This window comes from Longimicrobium sp. (genome assembly GCF_036388275.1).
Lineage (GTDB): Bacteria > Gemmatimonadota > Gemmatimonadetes > Longimicrobiales > Longimicrobiaceae > Longimicrobium.
Genome location: NZ_DASVSF010000013.1, coordinates 57,047 through 75,538 on the forward strand (window position 1 = coordinate 57,047; position 18,492 = coordinate 75,538).

Sequence of the window (18,492 nt, forward strand, 5' to 3'; positions counted from 1 at the left end):
CACAGGTCTGGGGATGACAGCCGATTGAGTCCGGGCGCGCCACACGGACGAGGCTGCACGGCAGCAAGCCAATCCACAAAGGTGGATTTCGTGTGTTTGTTGCAGCGAATTCATTCGCCCGCGGAGGGGTCGGCCCGAAAAAAGCCCCGCCCCGGAAATCCGGGGCGGGGCTTCTTCCAACCGCGCGGGAGCGGATCAGGCGGCGGCGCTCTGATTCAGCAGCTTCTCGCGGTTGTCCTTGATCTCGGCGTTTTCGCGGGCGTTGCGCAGCCACTGCATGAACAGCTCCTGCTGCATCGCCTGCGCAGACTGCTGGCGCTGCGCCGCCTTCTGCGCGTCGAACTGCGCGCGGTCGGCCTCGGTGCGCTCGTACGGGCGGATCAGGAACAGGCCGGCCTCGGTCCGGGCCACGGGGCCAACCTGGCCCACCGGCGTTCCGAACGCCACGCCGATCGCCGCGTTGGCCTGCCCGAACACCGGGTTGCCCATCACCCGGCTGAACGGCCCCGTGCGCTGCACCGCCAGCCCGTTCGCCTGCGCCACCTGCTCCAGGCTCTGCCCGCCGCGAACCTGGCCCAGGATCTTGTTCGCCGCGCCCATCGCCGCCTCAATCCGCTTGTCGCGGATCAGCCGGTCGCGAATGCGCGGCGTGGCCTGGGCCAGCGTCATCTTCCCGGCGCCGTAGTATTCGTCGAGCTGCACCAGGTACAGCGCCTGTGGCGACTCCAGCACCTCGCTGACGTTGCTGCCGTCGCCGGCCGCGATGTCCACCTGCGCCTGCTGCGCCCAGTTCAGTGCCTCCTGCGCCGGCCCCACCCCGGGAAGGAACGCCGTCTCCGAGGTCAACTCCACGCTGTCGCGGAAGGTGATGCCCTGCACGCCCTGCGACGCCCGGCGCAGCCCCAGGCGCTCGGCGTTGGCCGCCACCGCCTCCAGCTGCTTCTCGAGCCGGTCGACCTCCTGCGGGTCCTTCTCGAAGCTCAGCAGGATGTGGCGCGCCTTCACCTGCTCGCCCGTGCGCTCCTGCACCTGGATCAGGTGCACGCCGAACTGGCTGACCACGGGCTGCGAGATCTCGTTCACCGGCAGCGCGAAGGCGGCCGAATCGAACGAGGGCACCATCTGCCCGCGGCCGAACGTGCCCAGGTCGCCGCCCTGCTGCGCGCTCCCCGTGTCGTCGGACTCGCGGCGCGCCACCTCGGCGAAGTCGGCGCCGCCCGCCAGCTCCTGGCGAAGCTCCTGCGCCTGCCGGATGGTGCCCGCGCGGTCCGCCTCGGTGATGGTCAGCGGAAGGTACGCCACCTTCAGCCGCGCGCCCTGCGGACGGTCGAAGTCATCGCGGTGCTCGTCGTAGTAGCGGCGGATCTCCGCCTGGGTGACCGTGGGCGCCGTGGGAGCCAGCTTTTCCAGCGGCAGCGCCACGTAGTCCACCGTCACCGTCTCGCTGCGGTCCTGGAATGCGCGCCACAGCTCGGCGTCGCTCAGGAAGCGGCCCGCGGAAAGCTGGTTGATCAGCTTCTGGCGCGGCAGCGACTCGCGGTAGTACTGCTCCAACTGCGCGAAGATCTCGGGCGTGGCGCGTGCGCTGCCCAGGAACGCGCGGTACTTCTGCAGGTCGAACTGGCCGTTGGTCAGGAAGATCTCCTGCTGGGCCAGGTCCGGCTGCGGAAGGTTGCGGGCGGCCCACAGGATCTCCTGGTCCGTCACGCGAATGCGGCGGCGCGAAAGCTCCTGGCGAAGCAGGATCTCGGCGACCAGCTGGTCCCACGCCTGCTCGCGGATGGCGCGCTCCGTCTCGGGCGTGATCTCGGTGCCCTGCTGCTGCGCCTGCTGCATCATCGCGTTGTAGGCGTCGTTGTACGCCTGCACGGTGATGGCCGAGCCGTTGACGCTGCCCAGGGCGCCGGCCCGCGCGCCGGCGCCACCCATCACTTCCATGCCGATCTCGAGCACCATCCACAGGATGAAAGCGGGGATGATGAGGAAGACCAGGGCCTTGCCCACGTTGGAGCGGATGAACTGCATCATGTGGAAACGGACTCCGCGCTGGGATCCGAAGCGCCGGCTGGCGATTCGGCGTCTGAAGGTGCCGGGAAACCGCGTTTCATGCGGGAAAGCAAGCCGCCCAAAATAGTTGGAGCGCCGCGCCCACGCAACCCGGCGGCGTTGTTGACAGTAGCTGAGCGCCAGATTTAAGTTGCACCCCCTGTCACCCCAGCCTCGCCCCGGCTTTTCTCGCGCCCCGTTACACGGTATGGCCGATCTTTCTCCTGAGCTGGCGTCCCGGATTCAGCAGCTGGAAACCAGCTACGCCGGCAACCCGGGCCGCTTCTTCGTGGCCCTGGCCGGTGCCTGGCGCGACGCGGGGGAAATTTCCCGGGCCGAAGAGATCCTGCGCGAAAACCTGAAGCGGCACCACGGCCTGAGCGCGCACGTGCTGCTGGGGCGGTGCCTAGCGGACCGCGGGGCGCACCAGGAAGCGGCCAACGAGTTCCACTACGTTCTTTCCATCGACGCGCAGAACCTGATCGCCCTGCGCACCCTGGCCGAAATGGCGCAGGCCAACGGCCGGTTGGATGAGGCGCGGCGCTGGTACGGCGAGCTGCTGTCGGTGGATCCCGTGAACGCCGACGCCCGCGCCGCCCTCGCGGCCCTGGACCGCCCCGGCGCCGACGCGGCCACGGTGGACGAGCCCGTGCAGGTGGGCACCAGCTGGGGCGGCGCGGGCGAGGGGCTGCCTGTGGCCGGCGGCGCGGACGCGGGCTTCGCGGATGATGCGGAACGTGGCGAGTTCGGGATGGTGAACCTTGCCCCGGTGCCGTCCGACGGGGCCGACGCGACCGTGGGGCTGGACACGTGGGGCGACATCGCCATCGACGATGGGGCGCCCACCGCGGCCGCACCCTCAGCCCCCACGGCGGATGACGGCTTCGACGCGTTCGGGTTCGGCAGCCTGGACCTGGACACGTCGTCCCCCGCCGCCGCGTCCTCCGCCCCGGATGCGCCCTCCGGCCCCGCGGACGATTCGGGCGGATGGCTGGACGTGGATGCGCGCCAGGACGTGGGCGAGAGCACCGCGGCCGACGACTCGTCGTACGACGAGTCGCTGCTGAACGCGCCGCTCGCCGGGGCCGGGCTGCCGCTGCTGGACATGGGCGACGACTCCGCCGCGCACGACCACGGGGCCGACCACCACGACGACGTCGATGCCGAGGTGGTGACGGAAACGATGGCCGAGCTGTACGCCAGCCAGGGTCTGCTGGACCGCGCGGCAGACACGTACCGCACCCTGATCGACCAGCGCGGGCCTGAGCCAGGGCTGGTGCGCCGCCTGGCGGAGATCGAGGCGCAGGCCGGCGGCGCCGCCCCCGCGGGGCCCTCCGCCTTCGGCACGGGCGACGAGGAAGAGGCCGCCCCCGACTGGCTGGCGGGCGTGGACGCCTTCGCCGCCGGTGGAACGCCCTCCCCGCTGCCGGACACGGGCCTGCAGTCGTCCCTCGGTACGCTGGACTTCGGTGCGGCGGACGAACCCGCTTCCACCGATGCCGGAGCCCCGTCCTTCGATACGCCGGCGCCCGCGGTTGCATCCGCTTCCGCCGACCCCTTCGCCGACTCGTTCGCGAACGGGTTCGACGACGGGGACCAGGCTGCGCTGCCCGAGACGGCGATGGCGTCCACGGACGTGTACGGCGAGCGAGGCGCGTGGGAGCCGCCGACGGTGACGCCCACGGAGTCGGCGGGCTTCGACCTGATCGTGGTGGCGGACGATGGCGGCGAGCTGCACATCCCCGCCTCTGCCGAAGAGGTCGCCGACCTGAGCGCCGATTGGACCATCGCCGCCGCCCCGCTGGACGAGGGCGACGACGAGGACGACCTGCCGCTGGCCGCCGCCGCGACCGCTGGTGCCACCATGGCAGGCTACTTCCAGTCGCTGCTCTCGTGGACGCCCGGCCAGGCTGCCGCCGAGACGCCGTCCTACGAGGCCTCCGTCGACTCCGGCACGCTGACCATCGCCCCCGCGGCCGATCTGGATGCCGGGGCGGGAGACGACTCGTCGGCCTTCGACGCCGGGGTGGACGACCTCGGCTTCGGCACGGTCGATCAGCCGCCGACGCAGGCCGATGCGCTGGCGGAGCCCGGGTTCCCCGCGATCGAGCCGCCGGTGGACGAGCCGTCGCCCATCGACGCGTACCTGACCGGAGCCGACACCGCGCCCCTGGACGAGCCCGGCGCGGGGGACGAGCCGTCGTCCATCGACGCGTACCTGGCGGGTGCGGAGACGGCGCCGCTGGAGGAGCCCGCCGCAGTGGACGGGCTGAACTTCGCGGCGGTCGGCACGGACGCGGTGATCGATGCGCCCGCCGCGGCGGACGACGAGCCCTGGGCGTTCCCGGGCGACGTACCGGTTGCGGGTCCGCCCGTGGGGGAGCCGGAGGCTGCGGAGCTGGAGCCGCTGGACCTGGACGAGCCGTGGGCCGCCCCGTCCACGCCCCGTTCGACGGTAGACCTGGAAGCGTTCGAACTGAGCGACGAGCTTACCAGCGGCACGCGCTCTGCCGAGAGCACGCCCGCCGCGCAGGCGGACGACGAGGGTCTGCTGCCGTGGGAGCTTCCGGCCGAGCCGGCGGAGCCCGCCGCCGCCGAGCCCACGGGCGGATTCAGCTTCGAAGACTTCTTTGCCGGGAGCGCGCCGGCCGCGCCCGCTGCCGCCGCGCCCGAGCCCGCGCCGGCCCCGACGCCGGAGCCGCTGCCGACGAGCTTCCCCGCGCTGGATCCTGGGCCGTACACGCCGCCTCCATCGGCGTTCGCGCCCCCCGCGCCGCCGCCGGCCGCGCCCTCCGCGCCCGCGCCGGCCGCGGGCGCGCAGGAAGAAGACGACGAAGACCTGGAAAGTTTCCAGGCCTGGTTGCAGAGCCTGAAGCGGTGAACATCGAGGTCGTGCATGGGCCCAACCTGAACCTGTTGGGCACCCGCGAGCCCGGGATCTACGGCCGCCAGACGCTGGCCGAGATCGACTTGCAGCTGCAGGCGCACGGCCGCGAGCTGGGCGCGCGGGTCCGCTCCTTCCAGAGCAACCACGAAGGCGAGCTGGTGGACTTCATCCACCGGTCCGCCGAGCAAGGCGTGGACGGGTTCGTGGTGAACGCGGCGGCGTACACGCACACCAGCGTGGCCATCGCCGACGCGCTGTCGGGAGTGGCGCGGCCGTACGTGGAGGTGCATCTTAGCAACGTGTTTGCCCGGGAGCGCTTCCGGCACCGGTCGTACCTGGCGGCCGGGGCGGTGGGCGTAGTCTCGGGCTTCGGCGTGGACAGCTACCTGCTGGGGCTGCGGGCCCTGGTGGATCATTTGAAGAGAAGTACCTAGCACCTGGTGCCAAGTGCCCGGTACTCGGCACTGGGTACTCGGCACTTGGTACTCCGGTACCTTGACCTACAACGGGAGTTCTCGTGGCGACGACGGCCGATTTCCGGAACGGAATGACCATCAACATGGATGGGACGCTGTGGACCATCATGTGGTTCCAGCATCACAAGCCGGGGAAGGGCAACACGGTGGTGCGCAGCAAGCTTCGCAACGTCCTTACCGGCAACGTGCTGGAAAAGACGTTCCGGGCGGGCGAGCGCATCGACGAGGTGCGCCTGGAGCACCGGCCCATGACGTACAGCTACACCGACGGCCACCTGTACCACTTCATGGACTCGCAGTCGTTCGACGACGTGGCCCTGACGGGCGAGGTCATCGGCGAAGACCAGCTGAGGTACCTGAAGGACGGCATGGAGGTGGACGGCCTGCTGCACGGCGAAAAGGTGATCTCCGTGGAGCTCCCCTTCTTCGTCACGCTCACCGTCACGCAGACGGACCCGGGCGTCCGCGGCGACACCGCCACCGGCGGCACCAAGCCCGCCACGCTGGAGACCGGCGCCGTGGTGCAGGTGCCGCTGTTCCTGAACGAGGGCGACGTCATCCGCGTCGACCGGCGTGAAGACAAGTACATCGAGCGCGCGAAATGATCGATCTCGACTTCCTGCGCGGCCTGATCGACGCGGTGGACGCCAGCGGCATCGACTCGATGGAGATCAGCCGCGGCGGCACCCGCATTCGGATCAACAAGACGCCGCCCCCGGCTCCCGTGGCTGCCGCCGCCCTCCCCGCGCCGGTGGCCCATGCGGCTCCCGCGGCTGCACCGGCGCCCGCCGCCGCCGCGCCCAGCGCCGCCCCCGCCGCGGGCGCCGCCGCCCCGGCCGCGCCGGCCAGCAACCTGGTCGACATCAAGTCGCCCATGGTGGGCACCTTCTACCGCTCGCCGGCACCCGAGGCCCCGTCGTACGTGGAAGTGGGCACGCGCGTGGGCAAGGGGCAGACGCTCTGCATATTGGAGGCGATGAAGCTGATGAACGAGCTTCCCGCCGACACCGCCGGCACCATCCGCGAGATCCTGGTGGAGAACGGCGAGCCCGTGGAGTACGGCCAAGTGCTGTTCCGCCTCGACCCGGCGTGAGCACGGCGGAGGGGGTGGCCGTCACCAAGCCCGGCGGTGGCGGCCGCGAGTTCAGCCTGCGCGACGCGCTGGCCGACCTGGTCAGGCGCGGCGGCTCCGACCTTCACCTGAAGGTGGGCCGCCCGCCCGTGGTGCGCGTCAACGGCGAGCTGGTGGAAACCGACCTCCCCGTCCTCCGCCCCGACGACCTGAAGCGGTGCAGCGAGCAGACGCTGAACCCCCGCCAGCGCGAGGAGTTCGCCGAGCGTAAGGAGATCGACTTCGCCATCGGCGTGCAGGGGCTGGGGCGCTTCCGTGCCAACATCTTCCAGCAGCGCGGCACGCTGGGGATGGCCCTGCGCGGCATTCCCTTCGAGGTGCCCGGCCTGGAAACGCTGGACCTGCCGCCGGTGCTGGAGCAGATCGCCGTCACCCCGCGCGGGCTGGTGCTGGTGACGGGCGTCACCGGCTCCGGCAAGTCGACCACGCTCGCGGCGATGATCCGCCACCTGAACGAGCGGCGGGCGGTGAACATCGTCACGGTCGAGGACCCCATCGAGTTCCTTCACCGCGACGTGCGCTCCATCGTCAGCCAGCGCGAGGTGGGGGCCGACACGCACTCCTTCCACGACGCGCTGCGCCACGTGCTGCGGCAGGACCCCGACGTGATCATGCTGGGGGAGATCCGCGACCGGCCGTCGATGGAAACGGTGCTCAAGGCCGCCGACACGGGGCACCTGGTGCTCAGCACGCTGCACACGGCCGACGCGGCGCAGACCATCGGCCGCATCATCTCGTTCTTTCCGCCTCACCAGCACCAGGAGATCCGGGGGATGCTGGCCAACGCGCTGCGCGCGGTGGTCTCGCTTCGCCTGATCCCCCGCGCCGACCGGCCGGGGCGCGTTCCCGCGGCCGAGGTGCTGGTGAACACCGCCGCCATCGCGCAGCTCATCCGCACGGGCGACGAATCGCAGTCCATCCCCGACCTGATCGCCGACGGGCGGGTGCAGTACGGGATGCAGACCTTCGACCAGTCGCTGCTGGACCTGTATTCGCGCGGGTGGATCAGCTACGAGTGGGCCATGCACTACGCGTCGAACCCGTCCGAGTTCGCCCTGCGCGTGTCGGGAGTTCAGCCCGGCGAGCAGGAAGTGGACTGGACGGGCCGGCGCGACGCCTGAAAAGATAGACGACGTGTTCCGCAAAGTTCTCATCGCGAACCGGGGCGAGATCGCCCTCCGCGTGATCCGCGCCTGCCGCGAGCTGGGCATCCGCACGGTGGCCGTCTACAGCGAGGCCGACCGCGAAAGCCTGCACGTGCGCTTCGCCGACGAAGACGTGTGCATCGGCCCGCCGTCGGCGCGCGAAAGCTACCTGAACATCCCGCGCATCATCGCCGCGGCCGAGATCACCGGGGCCGACGCCATCCACCCGGGCTACGGGTTTTTGGCGGAGAACGCCGAGTTCTCGGAGATCTGCGAAGCCAGCGAGATCACCTTCATCGGCCCCACGCCGCAGCAGATCCGCATGATGGGCGACAAGGCCACGGCCCGCCGCACCATGCGCGAGACGGGCGTGCCCATCGTTCCCGGCACCGACGCCATCGCCGACCCGGAGGAGGCGCTTGCCGCCGCGCGCGAGATCGGCTTTCCCGTGCTGATCAAGGCCGCCGCCGGCGGTGGCGGCAAGGGAATGCGGGTGGCCGCCAGCGAGGACGAGTTCGTGGCCGCCTTCGGCATGGCGCGGGCGGAGGCGGCGTCGGCGTTCAACGACGACTCGGTGTACATCGAAAAGTACCTGGCGCGCCCCCGCCACATCGAGTTCCAGATCCTGGGCGACGCGCACGGCCGCGTGATCCACCTGGGCGAGCGCGACTGCAGCATCCAGCGGCGCCACCAGAAGCTGCTGGAAGAGGCTCCCTCTCCCGCGCTGTCGCCGGAGCTGCGCCAGGCCATGGGCGACGCCGCAGTGGCGGGCGCCAAGGCCATCGACTACGTGGGGGCGGGCACCATCGAAATGCTGCTGAACGAGGACAACTCGTTCTACTTCATGGAGATGAACACGCGCATCCAGGTGGAGCACCCGGTCACCGAAATGTGCACGGGCTTCGACCTGGTGAAGGAGCAGATCCGCGCGGCCGCCGGGCTGCCGCTGTCGCTCCCCGACGCCGAGATCCAGCTGCGCGGCCACGCCATCGAGTGCCGCATCAACGCCGAAGACCCCTCGCGCAACTTCGCGCCGTCGCCGGGCACCATCTCGGTTTTCAACGCGCCCGGCGGGCCGGGGGTGCGGGTGGACACGCACGTGTACAGCGGCTACCGCGTGCCGCCGTTCTACGACTCGCTGCTCGCCAAGGTGATCGTGCACGCGCCCAACCGCGTAGAGGCGATCGCGCGGATGAAGCGCGCGCTGGCCGAAACGGTGATCGAGGGGGTGCACACCACCATCCCGTTCCTGCGGCAGGTGATGGACAACCCCGACTTCGTGGCCGGCGAGGTCGACACGAAGTTCCTGGAGCGGTGGATGGCCGAACGGGCGGGTTCCTGAGATGAGGCTGGACGTGCTGCTGACCCCCGGCGAGCTGGTTCCGGGGGAGATCGCCGAGCGCACCGTGGTGGTGCTGGACGTGCTGCGCGCGTCCAGCAGCATCGTCGAGGCGCTGGCGGCGGGCGCCCGGGCGCTGTTCCCGGTGGGCACCATCGAGGAGGCCATTCGCCTGGCCAACACGCTGGGGCGCGACGAGGTGCTGCTGGCGGGCGAGCGCAAGTGCCTGCCCATCGAGGGGTTCGACCTGGGCAACTCGCCGGGCGAGTTCACGGCCGAGCGCATCGCGGGCAAGATCGTGGTGATGTCCACGACCAACGGCACCATCGCGCTGACGGCGGCCTCGGCGGGGGCGCGGGTGGTGGTGGCCTCGTGGCTCAACTTCCAGGCGGTGGTCGACGACCTGGTGAGGACCGGGGCCGAGCCCGTGCTGCTGTGCGCGGGGCGCGAGCGGGTGTTCGGGCTGGAAGACGCCGTGTGCGCCGGCCAGCTCGCCGCGGCGGTGATGAAGGCGCTTCCGGACGAGGAGTGGGAGCTGAACGACGGCGCGCTCGCGGCGCTGGCCCTGGCCGACGAGTATCCCGACCCGGCCAAGCTCTTTCCCGTCACCGCCGCCGGCCGCTCCATCCTCGAGGCGGGGCTGGGCGACGACCTGGCGTACTGCGCGCAGCGGGACCTGCGCGACGCGGTGCCCGTGCTCCACGACCGCCAGGTGACTCTCGCCGCGCCCGCCGCGGTCTGACCTGCCGGACATCGCACCAAAGCGGCCCCGCGCCATCCAGGCGCGGGGCCGCTCCGTATTCTGTCATCCTGAGCCCCAAGCGCACCGCGCCGTCCCAATCCCCATGCGTCGCGGGGCGAAGGATCCAGCCGCGGACACGTACAAACCTGGGCGCGGCAGCGGTCACGAATGCGGGATCTCGGCTTTCCCGGTGGCGCGCAGGACACCCGCCCCGCGGGGCCCCCTGAGCGGGTGAACCCGCCGCTGGGACAGCGGAAAGCCCGACTCGGGCCGCTGTCGCGTCCCGCTCGGGGCTTCACCTGCCGCGCGAGCTCGTGTCCGCTACGAGCGCGCGCGGGTTTCCAGCGCTTGCTTCGCTTCGTCCAGCGCCTGGACTGCCTGGTCACGTGCTACGCTGGGAAAGTCATCCAGAAACTCTGTTAGCGCGTGGCCGCCTGCCAAGTAGTCGATCAAGTTCTTGAACGGAACGCGAGTGCCGACGAAGATCGGCACTCCGCCCATGATCTCCGGATCGCAGTGAATCGCACTGGGTCTACTCACGCTCCTGACCTCCGGAAGAGAGCGGACGTCTACAGGCGCCGCAACAATCCTTCACTCCGCGTCGCGTGTCCAGCGGAGCTGGAACTCCAGCTCTTCCGAGGTGCCCTCGCGCTCGTGCTCGATGTTGAAGTCGGCGGTGGCGGGGATGCGCAGGCGCTCGCCGGCTACCTGGATGTTGAAGGGCTTTCCGGTTTCGATGGCGTCGGCCAGGCGCCGCAGCTTCTGGACGAACTGGGCGCGGGAATAGGTCTTTTCGAGGTCGCGGTCGGCAGGCATGGATCTCGTGCACGGGATTGGGTGGCGTCGAGCTGGATCGAAGCCAAGTGTACCGGCGCGCGCGGGGCGGAGCAAGACAGAAGCGGGCCCGGCCGTCATCATGGCCGAGCCCGCCCGCTGCGCTTCGGAGTGACCGCTCAGTCGATCAGCGGCAGGCCGGTGCGGCTGTACAGCGCGGCCTGCAGGATGACGGCGGCCGTGTTGATGTTCTCGCTGCCCGTGCTTTTGCGTCCGTTCTCGTACACGCCGGAGCTCCACCCGCGCTCGGTGCGCGCGGCGGCGACCGCATCCACCGCGTTCCGCGTGTATCCGCCGGGAAGCAGCGCGTGCCAGGCAAACGCCGCCTTGGCGCTGATCCACCGGGGGTCGTTCAGGTCCACGTCCGAGCCCTGCACGTTCACCACGAACTGCTGGCCGTGGTGGTTGATGGAGTAGTAGTAGAAGTACCACGGCGCCACCGGAACGTGGTCCTCGCTGACCATCGTCATCTGCCCGGTGCGCTTGAACCGCTCCTCCTGAACCTTCAGCACGCGTTCCGACAGCGCGCGCATCTCGGCATTCCACCCGACCTCCAGCCCGGCGAGGATGAACGGCTCGCTCGTCAGGTGCTCGTCACCGCGGCGGTCGGCCAGCAGCGGCACGCCCAGCACCTCGATGGGAAAGGTGTTCTCGGACAGGCTCAGCGCGCGCGGGGCGGGGTAGCCCCACAGTTCGAAGCCGCGCGCCGCGTACTGCTCGTACCCTAGCCTGCCCTCGCGATAGCGGCGCACGGCTCCGGCGGCATCCACGTCCGTGCCCCACAGGTACCCATCGGCCACCACGCGGCCCAGGTCCAGCCGCGCGACGATGCGACTGATCTCCGGCGCGTACTGGGGCTGCTTTTCGGCGATGATGCGCAGCCAGACGAGCAGCCGGCCGACGTCCGTAGCCGACCATCCCGTGCCACGCTCCGACGAACTGACGTCGCGGTCGTCGCGCCCGGCGATGGCGGCCGTGGGAGTCCGGTAGTTCTTGCTGAAGACGGCCCCGTCGAACAGGGGCATGGTTTCCAGCGTCTTGAGCGCCCGGCTCATCCGCGCGTCGTACTCCGTGCGCGGCAGCAGGCCCAGCCGGTTGGCGCAGTACATCGCCGAGAGGCCGCTGGCGATGTCCCACACGGTGGCGTACTTGTAGTCGTGGACGGAGTTGATCAACCCGGTTGTCGGCTGGTACTGGCTGTCGGCGTACTGCCAGGCGGCTCGGGCGGCCTCAAGGAACAGCGCCTGGTCCGCATGCGGGTTCGTGACGCGCGGATCGGGATCAGGCTCCGGGGCAACCGGCCCCACGTTGTCGAGGCACCCGGCCGTAAGAAGCAGGGTGAGCGTAACGAACGCAAATTTGTGGGTGGATCTCAGCAATTCCATCGACAATCAGCCTCTCCTGTTCCGAGCACCCGGTCCTCATCCACGCTCCCTTACACCGGTCGCCTTTCCGCGTTCAAGTTCTGAGCCATAAACGAGTTACGTGGAAACATCGGACGGGATCTCCATCCAGCCCTGGCCGACGAGAACCGCGCTGCCGCCCACGCGGATGGCCGTGATGGAGCCGGCTTCCACCTCCGCCTCCAGATAGAGCGTGCTGGGACGGCCCATCTCCACGCCCTGCTCCACCGTCCACCGGTGCGTCGACGGCTCGCCGTTCTCGCGGCGGGCCAGGTACGCGGCGAGCGCCGTCGCCGCGGCGCCGGTCGCCGGGTCTTCGCCCAGGCCCATGGCGGGTGCGAACATCCGCGCGCGCAGGTCCGCACCCTCCGCGCCGGGCGCGACGATGTACAGGTGCGGCGCCCAGGTATCCGCCAGCACGCGCTCCCAAGCACCCTGGTCCATGCGCACGCGGGCCAGGGCTTCGCGCGAGCGCACGGGCACGATGACGAACGGCACGCCGCATGAGGCCGTTCCCGGCGCCCACTCACCGTCCAGCAGGTCCGACTCGTCCAGTCCGATGACCCGCGCCAGTTCTGCGGGCGCCGGGGGCGGCGGGCCGAACTCCGGCGCCTGCGCCGCGGTGAGCTGCGCGAACGTCGGCCGGCCGGCTTCCCGCCAGATGCGCACGGCGACAGGGCCGACCGTCTCTTCGAGGACAATGTTCTGGACGTCCTCCGGCACCGCGCCCGTTTCGCCGAGCAGCACCGCCGTGCCCACTGTGGGATGCCCGGCGAACGGAAGCTCGACGGCGGGGGTGAAGATGCGCAGCTTTCGCGTGCCCGCCTCCGTCTCGGCGGGCAGCACGAAGACCGTTTCCGACAGGTTCAGCTCCGCCGCGACGCGCTGCATCTGCTCGGTAGAGAGACCGCGGCCATCGGGAAAGACGGCGAGCGGGTTGCCTCCGAACACGCGGTCGGTGAATACGTCCAGCAGGTGGTAGGAGTAGCGCATCGTCGGTCGAGTCGAGTGGGGAATGCGAGCCGTGCGGCTTGGGTCCACACGGTACGGCGGGTGCGCGGGGCTAGTCAAATCACGTTCCCACCACTTGCCCGTTGGCCGGGAGCGCTGTTCTCACTATCTTGTTTCACCACTTGTTCCCCACGGCGGGCAGGCCTGCATGGCCCCACCGCCGCGTCCGCTCTTCCGTGTGACCCCGCAGGACCGGTGAGCACTGTGTTTACCCTCGATGACAAGCAGCGGCGCGAGCTGTGGGGCCTGGGCCTGTTCGCCCTGGGCCTGCTGCTGGCGCTGAGCCTGTTCCCCGTCGCCGCGGTGGGCGCCGAAGGCGTGTTCCCCGCCGGCAACGTGGTGGGAATCGTCGGCCGGCACCTGGGCCAGGCGGTGATTGGATTCCTGGGCGTGGGCGCCGTGGCGCTGCCCCTGCTGGCGTGGATCTGGGGCGCGTTCGCCTACCACCGCATGGGGCCGGCGACCGCGTTCCGCTGGACGTTCCTGCTGTCGGGGCTGATGGTGATCATCCCCGGCGCCATCAGTGTGCTGGGGGCCACCGCGGGAACGCCGACGCTTTCCGCCGGCTGGCTGGGCGCCGCGCTGGCGATGCTGCTGGTTTCGTCCGTGGGCACGGTGGGCGGCGCGATCGTGCTCTTCTTCGCATTTGCGGGCCTCTGCGTGGCCACGGTGGGATGGAACCCCCTGCGCAGCATGTTCCACGGCGGGCGTTTCGCCGTCACGCAGGCCAAGCAGGCCGCCGTCGCCCTGCCCAAGCCCACGCTGGCGCTGCCGAGCACGCTGAAGTTTCTCCCCAAGCGCACCGTGTCGGACGCGGCGGAGGAGGACGACGGGCTGCCCCCGGTCCCCGGGACCGCGCCCGCGTCGGTGGTGCAGGACGACTTCGAGGAAGCCGAGATCGAGGGATACTGGGAGGGGCTGGACGAGGATGTCGGGGTGGATCCCGACGCTACCGTGCTCGACGGCGTCGCCGCCGTCCCGGTGGCGCAGCCCGTGGCCGCCGCCGCCAAGGCGAAGGCCGCGCCGAAGTCCGTCGCGGCCAAGCCCGCCGGCCCCCGCGGCGTGAGCGCCGAGCAGGTGGAGCTGATCCCCGAAGACAGTGGCGACCCGCTCGCCAACGACGTGCCGCCCAGCGGCATGCTGACCGCCGCGCCGCCGCGCGACGACGCGCGCAACCGCGAGGAGCTCGACAAGCTCGGCCAAGTGCTGATCGACAAGCTGGCCACCTTCAAGATCGAGGGATCGATCGTCGGGATGACGTCGGGTCCGGTGGTCACGCAGTTCGAGATCAGCCCTGCGCCGGGGGTGAAGGTGGCGCGCATCGCCAACCTGGAGGCCGACCTGGCGCTGGCGCTGCGCGCGCCCTCCGTCCGCATCGTGGCGCCGATCCCGGGCAAGGGCGCCGTGGGCGTCGAGGTGCCCAATCCCACGCCCGAGATGGTGTACTTTCGCGAGACCATCGAATCGCCCGCGTACCGCGCCACCAAGGCCGCGCTGCCGCTGGCGCTGGGCAAGGACATCGCCGGCCGTCCCACCGTGGTGGACCTGGCCAAGATGCCCCACCTGCTGATCGCGGGCGCCACCGGCTCCGGCAAGTCGGTTTGCGTCAACACCATCATCACCTCCCTCATCTTCCGCCACACGCCGCGCTCGCTGCGGTTCCTGATGGTGGACCCCAAGATGGTGGAGCTGTCGATGTACAACGACCTTCCGCACCTGCGGCACCCGGTCGTCACGGACAACAACGACGCCGCCGCGGTGCTCAAGTGGGCGGTGCTGGAGATGGAGCGCCGCTACGCGCTGCTGTCGGTGAACAGCGTCCGCAACATCGGCGATTTCAACAAGCGGGTGGAGCAGAACGCCATCCTGCGCACCCCCGAGGCCGACGGCGACGAGGGCGATCCGGACCGCTGGATCTACAAGGGCGGCGAGCTGCCGTACATCGTGGTTATCATCGACGAACTCGCCGACCTGATGATGACGGTGCAGGGCGAGGTGGAGAAGCCGCTTGCGCTGCTGGCGCAGAAGGCGCGCGCCATCGGCATCCACCTGATCCTCGCCACGCAGCGCCCGTCGGTGAACGTCATCACGGGGCTGATCAAGGCCAATTTCCCCAGCCGCATCGCCTTCCGCGTCTCGTCCAAGGTGGACAGCCGCACCATCCTGGACGGCAACGGCGCCGACTCCCTGCTGGGGAACGGCGACATGCTGATGCTGCCCCCCGGGAGCAGCGAGCTTACCCGCATCCAGGGCGCCTACCTCTCCACGGAGGAGACGGAGGAGGTGATGAAGTGGTATCGCGAGCAGGCCCGCATCCGCCGCGAGGAGGCGATCGCCGCCGGCCTGGAACTGGCGGAGGGCACGGGCGAGGCCAACATCCTGGACGTGGTGCGCGCCTCCGAGGATACGGGCGAGCTGGAGCCGGAGGAGGCCATCGGCGAGCGCGACAAGCTCTTTCGCGAGGCGGCGGAGCTGTGCGTCCAGCACCAGGGAGGATCCACGTCGCTCCTCCAGCGTCGCCTGCGCATCGGCTACGGGCGCGCGGCGCGCATCATCGACCAGCTCCACTTCGCGGGCGTGCTGGGGCCGCCGGACGGGTCGAAGCCGCGCGAGGTGCTGATCGACTTCACGCAGATCGATACGATCTGCGGGGGGTGAGTCTCACACGGAGGCACGGAGGAACGATGAGGGGCGGGGCGGGTAAAGTTGGGCTACGCAAAGGGTTGAACTCGTTCGGGAGATAGATCGGTGATCAAGCGTTCTGCGGTTGCGGCGTTGCTCGTGCTGGCGGCGTGTGGGGGGCAGGAGAGCTCGGCCGATTCGCCGGCGGAGGGCGTGACGCCGCAGCGTGCCCCGGCCGCCGAGGCGCCGGTCGTGGCTGAGCCGGTGACGCAGGTCGCGGGCGGGGATACGTCTTCGGCTCCGGCGGCTCCGATTGCGAATGCTCCGGCGGCACCGGCTGCTCCGGCCGAGGCGCCCAAGACGGAGGCGGCCCCAAAGGCGGAGGCCAGCCTGGACGACGCGACGGAGATCCTGCGGCGCACCGAGCGGCGCGCGGACGCGATCCGCTCGCTGGAGGCGGATTTCGTGCAGAGCCTGCGGGTGCCGCTGCTCAACCAGACGCAGAACAGCGCGGGGAAGATGTACCAGCGCAAGCCGGACCGCTTCCTCATGAGGTTCACGCAGCCGGCGGGCGACATCATGGTGGCGGACGGGCGCTACTTCTGGCTCTACTACCCGAGCACCGACCGCACGCAGGTCATCCGCACCAGCATCGCCAGGGGCGGCGGCTCGGTGGACCTGCAGCGGCAGTTCATCGGCGACGCGGCGAAGCGCTTCGTGGCCACGCTCAACCGCAGCGAGACCGTGGACGGGCACGACAGCTACGCGCTCACCCTCGTCCCGCGCCAGGCGTCGCCCTACAAGGTGCTGCGCATCTGGGTGGACAAGGCCGACTACACCGTGCGCCGCTTCGAGACCACCGAGGAGAACGAGTCCGTGCGCCGCGTGGAGCTGCGCAACATCCGCGTGAACGGCACACTCCCGGACAACCTGTTCAGCTTCACCCCGCCGCAGGGCACGCAGGTCTTCGACCAGTAAGAAACAGGGCTCACACAGAGACACAGAGGCACAGAGATGAATTCGTCTCTGTGCCTCTGTGCCTCTGTGTGAGATTGCTGTACATTGCCGCGACTCCAACCATCAGACATCATGGCAAAGACGGCGACCTTCGACATCAGCTCGACCGTGGACCTCCAGGAGGTCGACAACGCCCTCAACCAGGCGCGCAAGGAGATCTCGCAGCGCTTCGACTTCAAGGGCGCCACGGCCGAGATCGAGTTCAGCAAAAAGGACGGGACGCTCACCCTGCTCTCCGACGACGACTTCAAGCTGCAGGCGCTGGTGGACATCATCCAGACCAAGCTGATCAAGCGCGGCGTGCCGGTGAGGAACCTGGACTACGGCGAGGTGGAGCAGGCGTTCGGCGGCAAGGCGCGGCAGACGATCACCCTGGTGCAGGGGATCTCGACGGAGAAGGGGAAGGAGATCGTGAAGGCGATCAAGGCCGCAGGCTTCAAAAAGGTCAACGCGCAGATCCAGGAGGAGCAGGTGCGCGTGACGTCGCCCTCCATCGACGAGCTGCAGGCGGTGATCGCCACGCTTAAAAAGGAAGATTTCGGGATCGAGCTCTCGTTCGGGAACTTCAGGTCCTGAGAAAAGGGGGCTCACACGGAGGCACAGAGACACAGAGAGAAGAACTTCTCCTCCGTGGCTCTGTGCCTCCGTGCGAGATCATCAGGTGCCGGGTGCTTTCGCTGTGTCGGCGGGGGCGGCCTGCTGGGTGTTCTCTTCCGCGCCGTCCTTGCGGTCGTCCATGTTGTCGTCGCAGGCGGCGCAGGCGAGAGACAGGGCCAGAAGCAAACGAGCGAAGCGCGGGGTCATACGCTCCATCCTTGAGGCGGGTTGAATGGCAGAGTCGGAACGTGCGGGCGAAGGCAAGAACCCGGCCCGGGTGGCGTCGGCGGCGCTGTTCCGGCGGGCGCAGGAGGTTACGCCGGGCGGGGTGAACTCGCCCGTGCGCGCGTTTCGCGGGGTGGGCGGCGAGCCCTTCTTCGTGGACCGCGCCGCCGGCGCGCGCCTGTGGGACGCGGACGGCAACGAGTACATCGACTACGTGCTGAGCTGGGGCCCGCTCATCCTGGGGCACGCCCACCCGGCCGTGATCGCCGCCGTGTGCGACGCGGCGGGGCGGGGGACCTCGTACGGCGCCCCCACGGTGGGCGAGGTGGACCTGGCGGAGCTGGTCCGCGAATTCTTCCCCTCCATGGAGCGCCTGCGCTTCGTGAGCAGCGGCACCGAGGCCACCATGTCCGCCGTGCGGCTGGCCCGCGGCTTCACGGGCCGCGACATGATCCTCAAATTCGAGGGGAACTACCACGGCCACGGCGACTCCTTCCTGGTGAAGGCCGGCTCGGGCGTGGCCACGCTGGGTCTCCCCAACTCCCCCGGCGTGCCGGCGGCGCTCTCCCGGCTTACCCTCACCGCGCCCTACAACGACCTGGGCGCGGTGGAGGAGGCGTTCCGCGCCTTTCCGGGCCAGATCGCGTGCGTGATCGTGGAGCCGGTGGTGGGCAACGCGGGCTTCCTCGCGCCGGACGAGGACTTCCTCCCGGGGCTGCGGCGCATCACGGAGGCGGACGGGTCGCTGCTGGTGTTCGACGAGGTGATGACGGGGTTCCGCGTGGCGCCCGGGGGCGCGCAGGAGCGCTTCAACGTGCGGCCGGACCTCACCACGCTGGGCAAGGTGATCGGCGCCGGGCTCCCCGTGGGCGCGTACGGCGGGCGGCGCGACATCATGGACCACATCGCCCCCGTGGGGCCCGTCTACCAGGCCGGCACCCTCTCCGGCAACCCGCTGGCGATGGCGGCGGGGCTGGCCCAGCTCCGCATCCTGCGCGACGAGAACCCCTATCCCG

The 18,492-nt window shown here is 70.0% G+C and carries 17 protein-coding genes; 11 read left to right on the forward strand and 6 right to left on the reverse strand.

All coding sequences use genetic code 11. The annotated features are described in order from the left end of the window. Positions 1-195: 195 nt before the first annotated feature. Positions 196-2,028, reverse strand: coding sequence for a peptidylprolyl isomerase (locus tag VF632_RS05095; protein WP_331021777.1), 1,833 nt, complete (start codon positions 2,026-2,028; stop codon positions 196-198). A gap of 226 nt (positions 2,029-2,254) precedes the next feature. Between VF632_RS05095 and VF632_RS05100 the strand changes: the two genes are divergently transcribed. The 7 genes from VF632_RS05100 to VF632_RS05130 all read left to right on the forward strand — a co-directional run bounded on the left by VF632_RS05100 (position 2,255) and on the right by VF632_RS05130 (position 9,767). Further along, positions 2,255-4,927, forward strand: a complete 2,673-nt coding sequence (locus VF632_RS05100) for a tetratricopeptide repeat protein (protein WP_331021778.1) — start codon at positions 2,255-2,257, stop codon at positions 4,925-4,927. Further along, the gene (gene aroQ, locus VF632_RS05105) at positions 4,924-5,367 is read left to right on the forward strand and encodes a type II 3-dehydroquinate dehydratase (protein ID WP_331021779.1); all 444 of its coding nucleotides are present in this window, start codon (positions 4,924-4,926) and stop codon (positions 5,365-5,367) included. The genes VF632_RS05100 and aroQ overlap by 4 nt, the downstream gene beginning before the upstream one ends. Before the next feature lie 83 nt (positions 5,368-5,450). After that, a complete protein-coding gene (efp, locus tag VF632_RS05110; RefSeq protein ID WP_331021780.1) occupies positions 5,451-6,014 on the forward strand; it encodes an elongation factor P in 564 nt (187 codons plus the stop codon). Continuing rightward, a complete protein-coding gene (accB, locus tag VF632_RS05115) occupies positions 6,014-6,502 on the forward strand; it encodes an acetyl-CoA carboxylase biotin carboxyl carrier protein (protein ID WP_349263968.1) in 489 nt (162 codons plus the stop codon). The genes efp and accB overlap by 1 nt, the downstream gene beginning before the upstream one ends. Next, positions 6,499-7,662: a type IV pilus twitching motility protein PilT gene (locus VF632_RS05120; RefSeq protein ID WP_331021782.1), complete on the forward strand. Its 1,164-nt coding sequence runs from the start codon at positions 6,499-6,501 to the stop codon at positions 7,660-7,662. The genes accB and VF632_RS05120 overlap by 4 nt, the downstream gene beginning before the upstream one ends. 13 nt (positions 7,663-7,675) lie before the next feature. After that, complete coding sequence (accC, locus tag VF632_RS05125; protein WP_331021783.1) at positions 7,676-9,028, forward strand: acetyl-CoA carboxylase biotin carboxylase subunit; 1,353 nt, start codon at positions 7,676-7,678, stop codon at positions 9,026-9,028. A 1-nt stretch (position 9,029) separates the two neighbouring features. Further along, complete coding sequence (locus VF632_RS05130; RefSeq protein WP_331021784.1) at positions 9,030-9,767, forward strand: 2-phosphosulfolactate phosphatase; 738 nt, start codon at positions 9,030-9,032, stop codon at positions 9,765-9,767. Positions 9,768-10,088: 321 nt separating this feature from the next. Here VF632_RS05130 and VF632_RS05135 read toward each other — a convergent pair whose 3' ends face one another. The 4 genes from VF632_RS05135 to VF632_RS05150 all read right to left on the reverse strand — a co-directional run bounded on the left by VF632_RS05135 (position 10,089) and on the right by VF632_RS05150 (position 12,997). Beyond that, positions 10,089-10,307, reverse strand: coding sequence for a DUF433 domain-containing protein (locus tag VF632_RS05135; protein ID WP_331021785.1), 219 nt, complete (start codon positions 10,305-10,307; stop codon positions 10,089-10,091). Positions 10,308-10,358: 51 nt separating this feature from the next. Beyond that, on the reverse strand, positions 10,359-10,583 hold the full coding sequence (locus tag VF632_RS05140) for an amphi-Trp domain-containing protein (protein WP_331021786.1): 225 nt from the start codon (positions 10,581-10,583) through the stop codon (positions 10,359-10,361). A gap of 137 nt (positions 10,584-10,720) precedes the next feature. Further along, the gene (locus tag VF632_RS05145; RefSeq protein ID WP_331021787.1) at positions 10,721-11,986 is read right to left on the reverse strand and encodes a DUF3131 domain-containing protein; all 1,266 of its coding nucleotides are present in this window, start codon (positions 11,984-11,986) and stop codon (positions 10,721-10,723) included. A gap of 96 nt (positions 11,987-12,082) precedes the next feature. Beyond that, positions 12,083-12,997, reverse strand: coding sequence for a PhzF family phenazine biosynthesis protein (locus VF632_RS05150; protein ID WP_331021788.1), 915 nt, complete (start codon positions 12,995-12,997; stop codon positions 12,083-12,085). A gap of 213 nt (positions 12,998-13,210) precedes the next feature. Here VF632_RS05150 and VF632_RS05155 point away from each other — a divergent pair, with 213 nt between their 5' ends. From VF632_RS05155 to VF632_RS05165, 3 genes are all read left to right on the forward strand, one after another. Further along, positions 13,211-15,673, forward strand: coding sequence for an FtsK/SpoIIIE family DNA translocase (locus VF632_RS05155; protein ID WP_331021789.1), 2,463 nt, complete (start codon positions 13,211-13,213; stop codon positions 15,671-15,673). A gap of 90 nt (positions 15,674-15,763) precedes the next feature. Then, a complete protein-coding gene (gene lolA, locus VF632_RS05160; protein WP_331021790.1) occupies positions 15,764-16,615 on the forward strand; it encodes an outer membrane lipoprotein chaperone LolA in 852 nt (283 codons plus the stop codon). Between the two features lie 111 nt (positions 16,616-16,726). After that, positions 16,727-17,230 carry a YajQ family cyclic di-GMP-binding protein gene (locus VF632_RS05165; protein WP_331021791.1) on the forward strand — a complete coding sequence of 168 codons (504 nt, stop codon included), beginning with the start codon at positions 16,727-16,729 and terminating at the stop codon, positions 17,228-17,230. A gap of 81 nt (positions 17,231-17,311) precedes the next feature. Here VF632_RS05165 and VF632_RS05170 read toward each other — a convergent pair whose 3' ends face one another. Further along, a complete protein-coding gene (locus VF632_RS05170) occupies positions 17,312-17,458 on the reverse strand; it encodes a hypothetical protein (protein ID WP_331021792.1) in 147 nt (48 codons plus the stop codon). 25 nt (positions 17,459-17,483) lie between these two features. On the opposite strand from VF632_RS05170, the gene hemL reads away from it, so the two are divergent. Next, positions 17,484-18,492: glutamate-1-semialdehyde 2,1-aminomutase (hemL, locus tag VF632_RS05175; protein WP_331021793.1), on the forward strand; the 1,009-nt coding region annotated here is incomplete at its 3' end.

Excerpts from the sequence above, each read along its gene's own strand:
- VF632_RS05170 (WP_331021792.1), bottom strand. The coding sequence starts at position 17,458 with ATGACCCCGCGCTTCGCTCGTTTGCTTCTGGCCCTGTCTCTCGCCTGC.
- VF632_RS05165 (WP_331021791.1), top strand. The coding sequence starts at position 16,727 with ATGGCAAAGACGGCGACCTTCGACATCAGCTCGACCGTGGACCTCCAG.
- VF632_RS05100 (WP_331021778.1), top strand. The coding sequence starts at position 2,255 with ATGGCCGATCTTTCTCCTGAGCTGGCGTCCCGGATTCAGCAGCTGGAA.
- VF632_RS05140 (WP_331021786.1), bottom strand. The coding sequence starts at position 10,583 with ATGCCTGCCGACCGCGACCTCGAAAAGACCTATTCCCGCGCCCAGTTC.
- VF632_RS05095 (WP_331021777.1), bottom strand. The coding sequence starts at position 2,028 with ATGATGCAGTTCATCCGCTCCAACGTGGGCAAGGCCCTGGTCTTCCTC.
- VF632_RS05150 (WP_331021788.1), bottom strand. The coding sequence starts at position 12,997 with ATGCGCTACTCCTACCACCTGCTGGACGTATTCACCGACCGCGTGTTC.
- VF632_RS05145 (WP_331021787.1), bottom strand. The coding sequence starts at position 11,986 with ATGGAATTGCTGAGATCCACCCACAAATTTGCGTTCGTTACGCTCACC.
- VF632_RS05130 (WP_331021784.1), top strand. The coding sequence starts at position 9,030 with ATGAGGCTGGACGTGCTGCTGACCCCCGGCGAGCTGGTTCCGGGGGAG.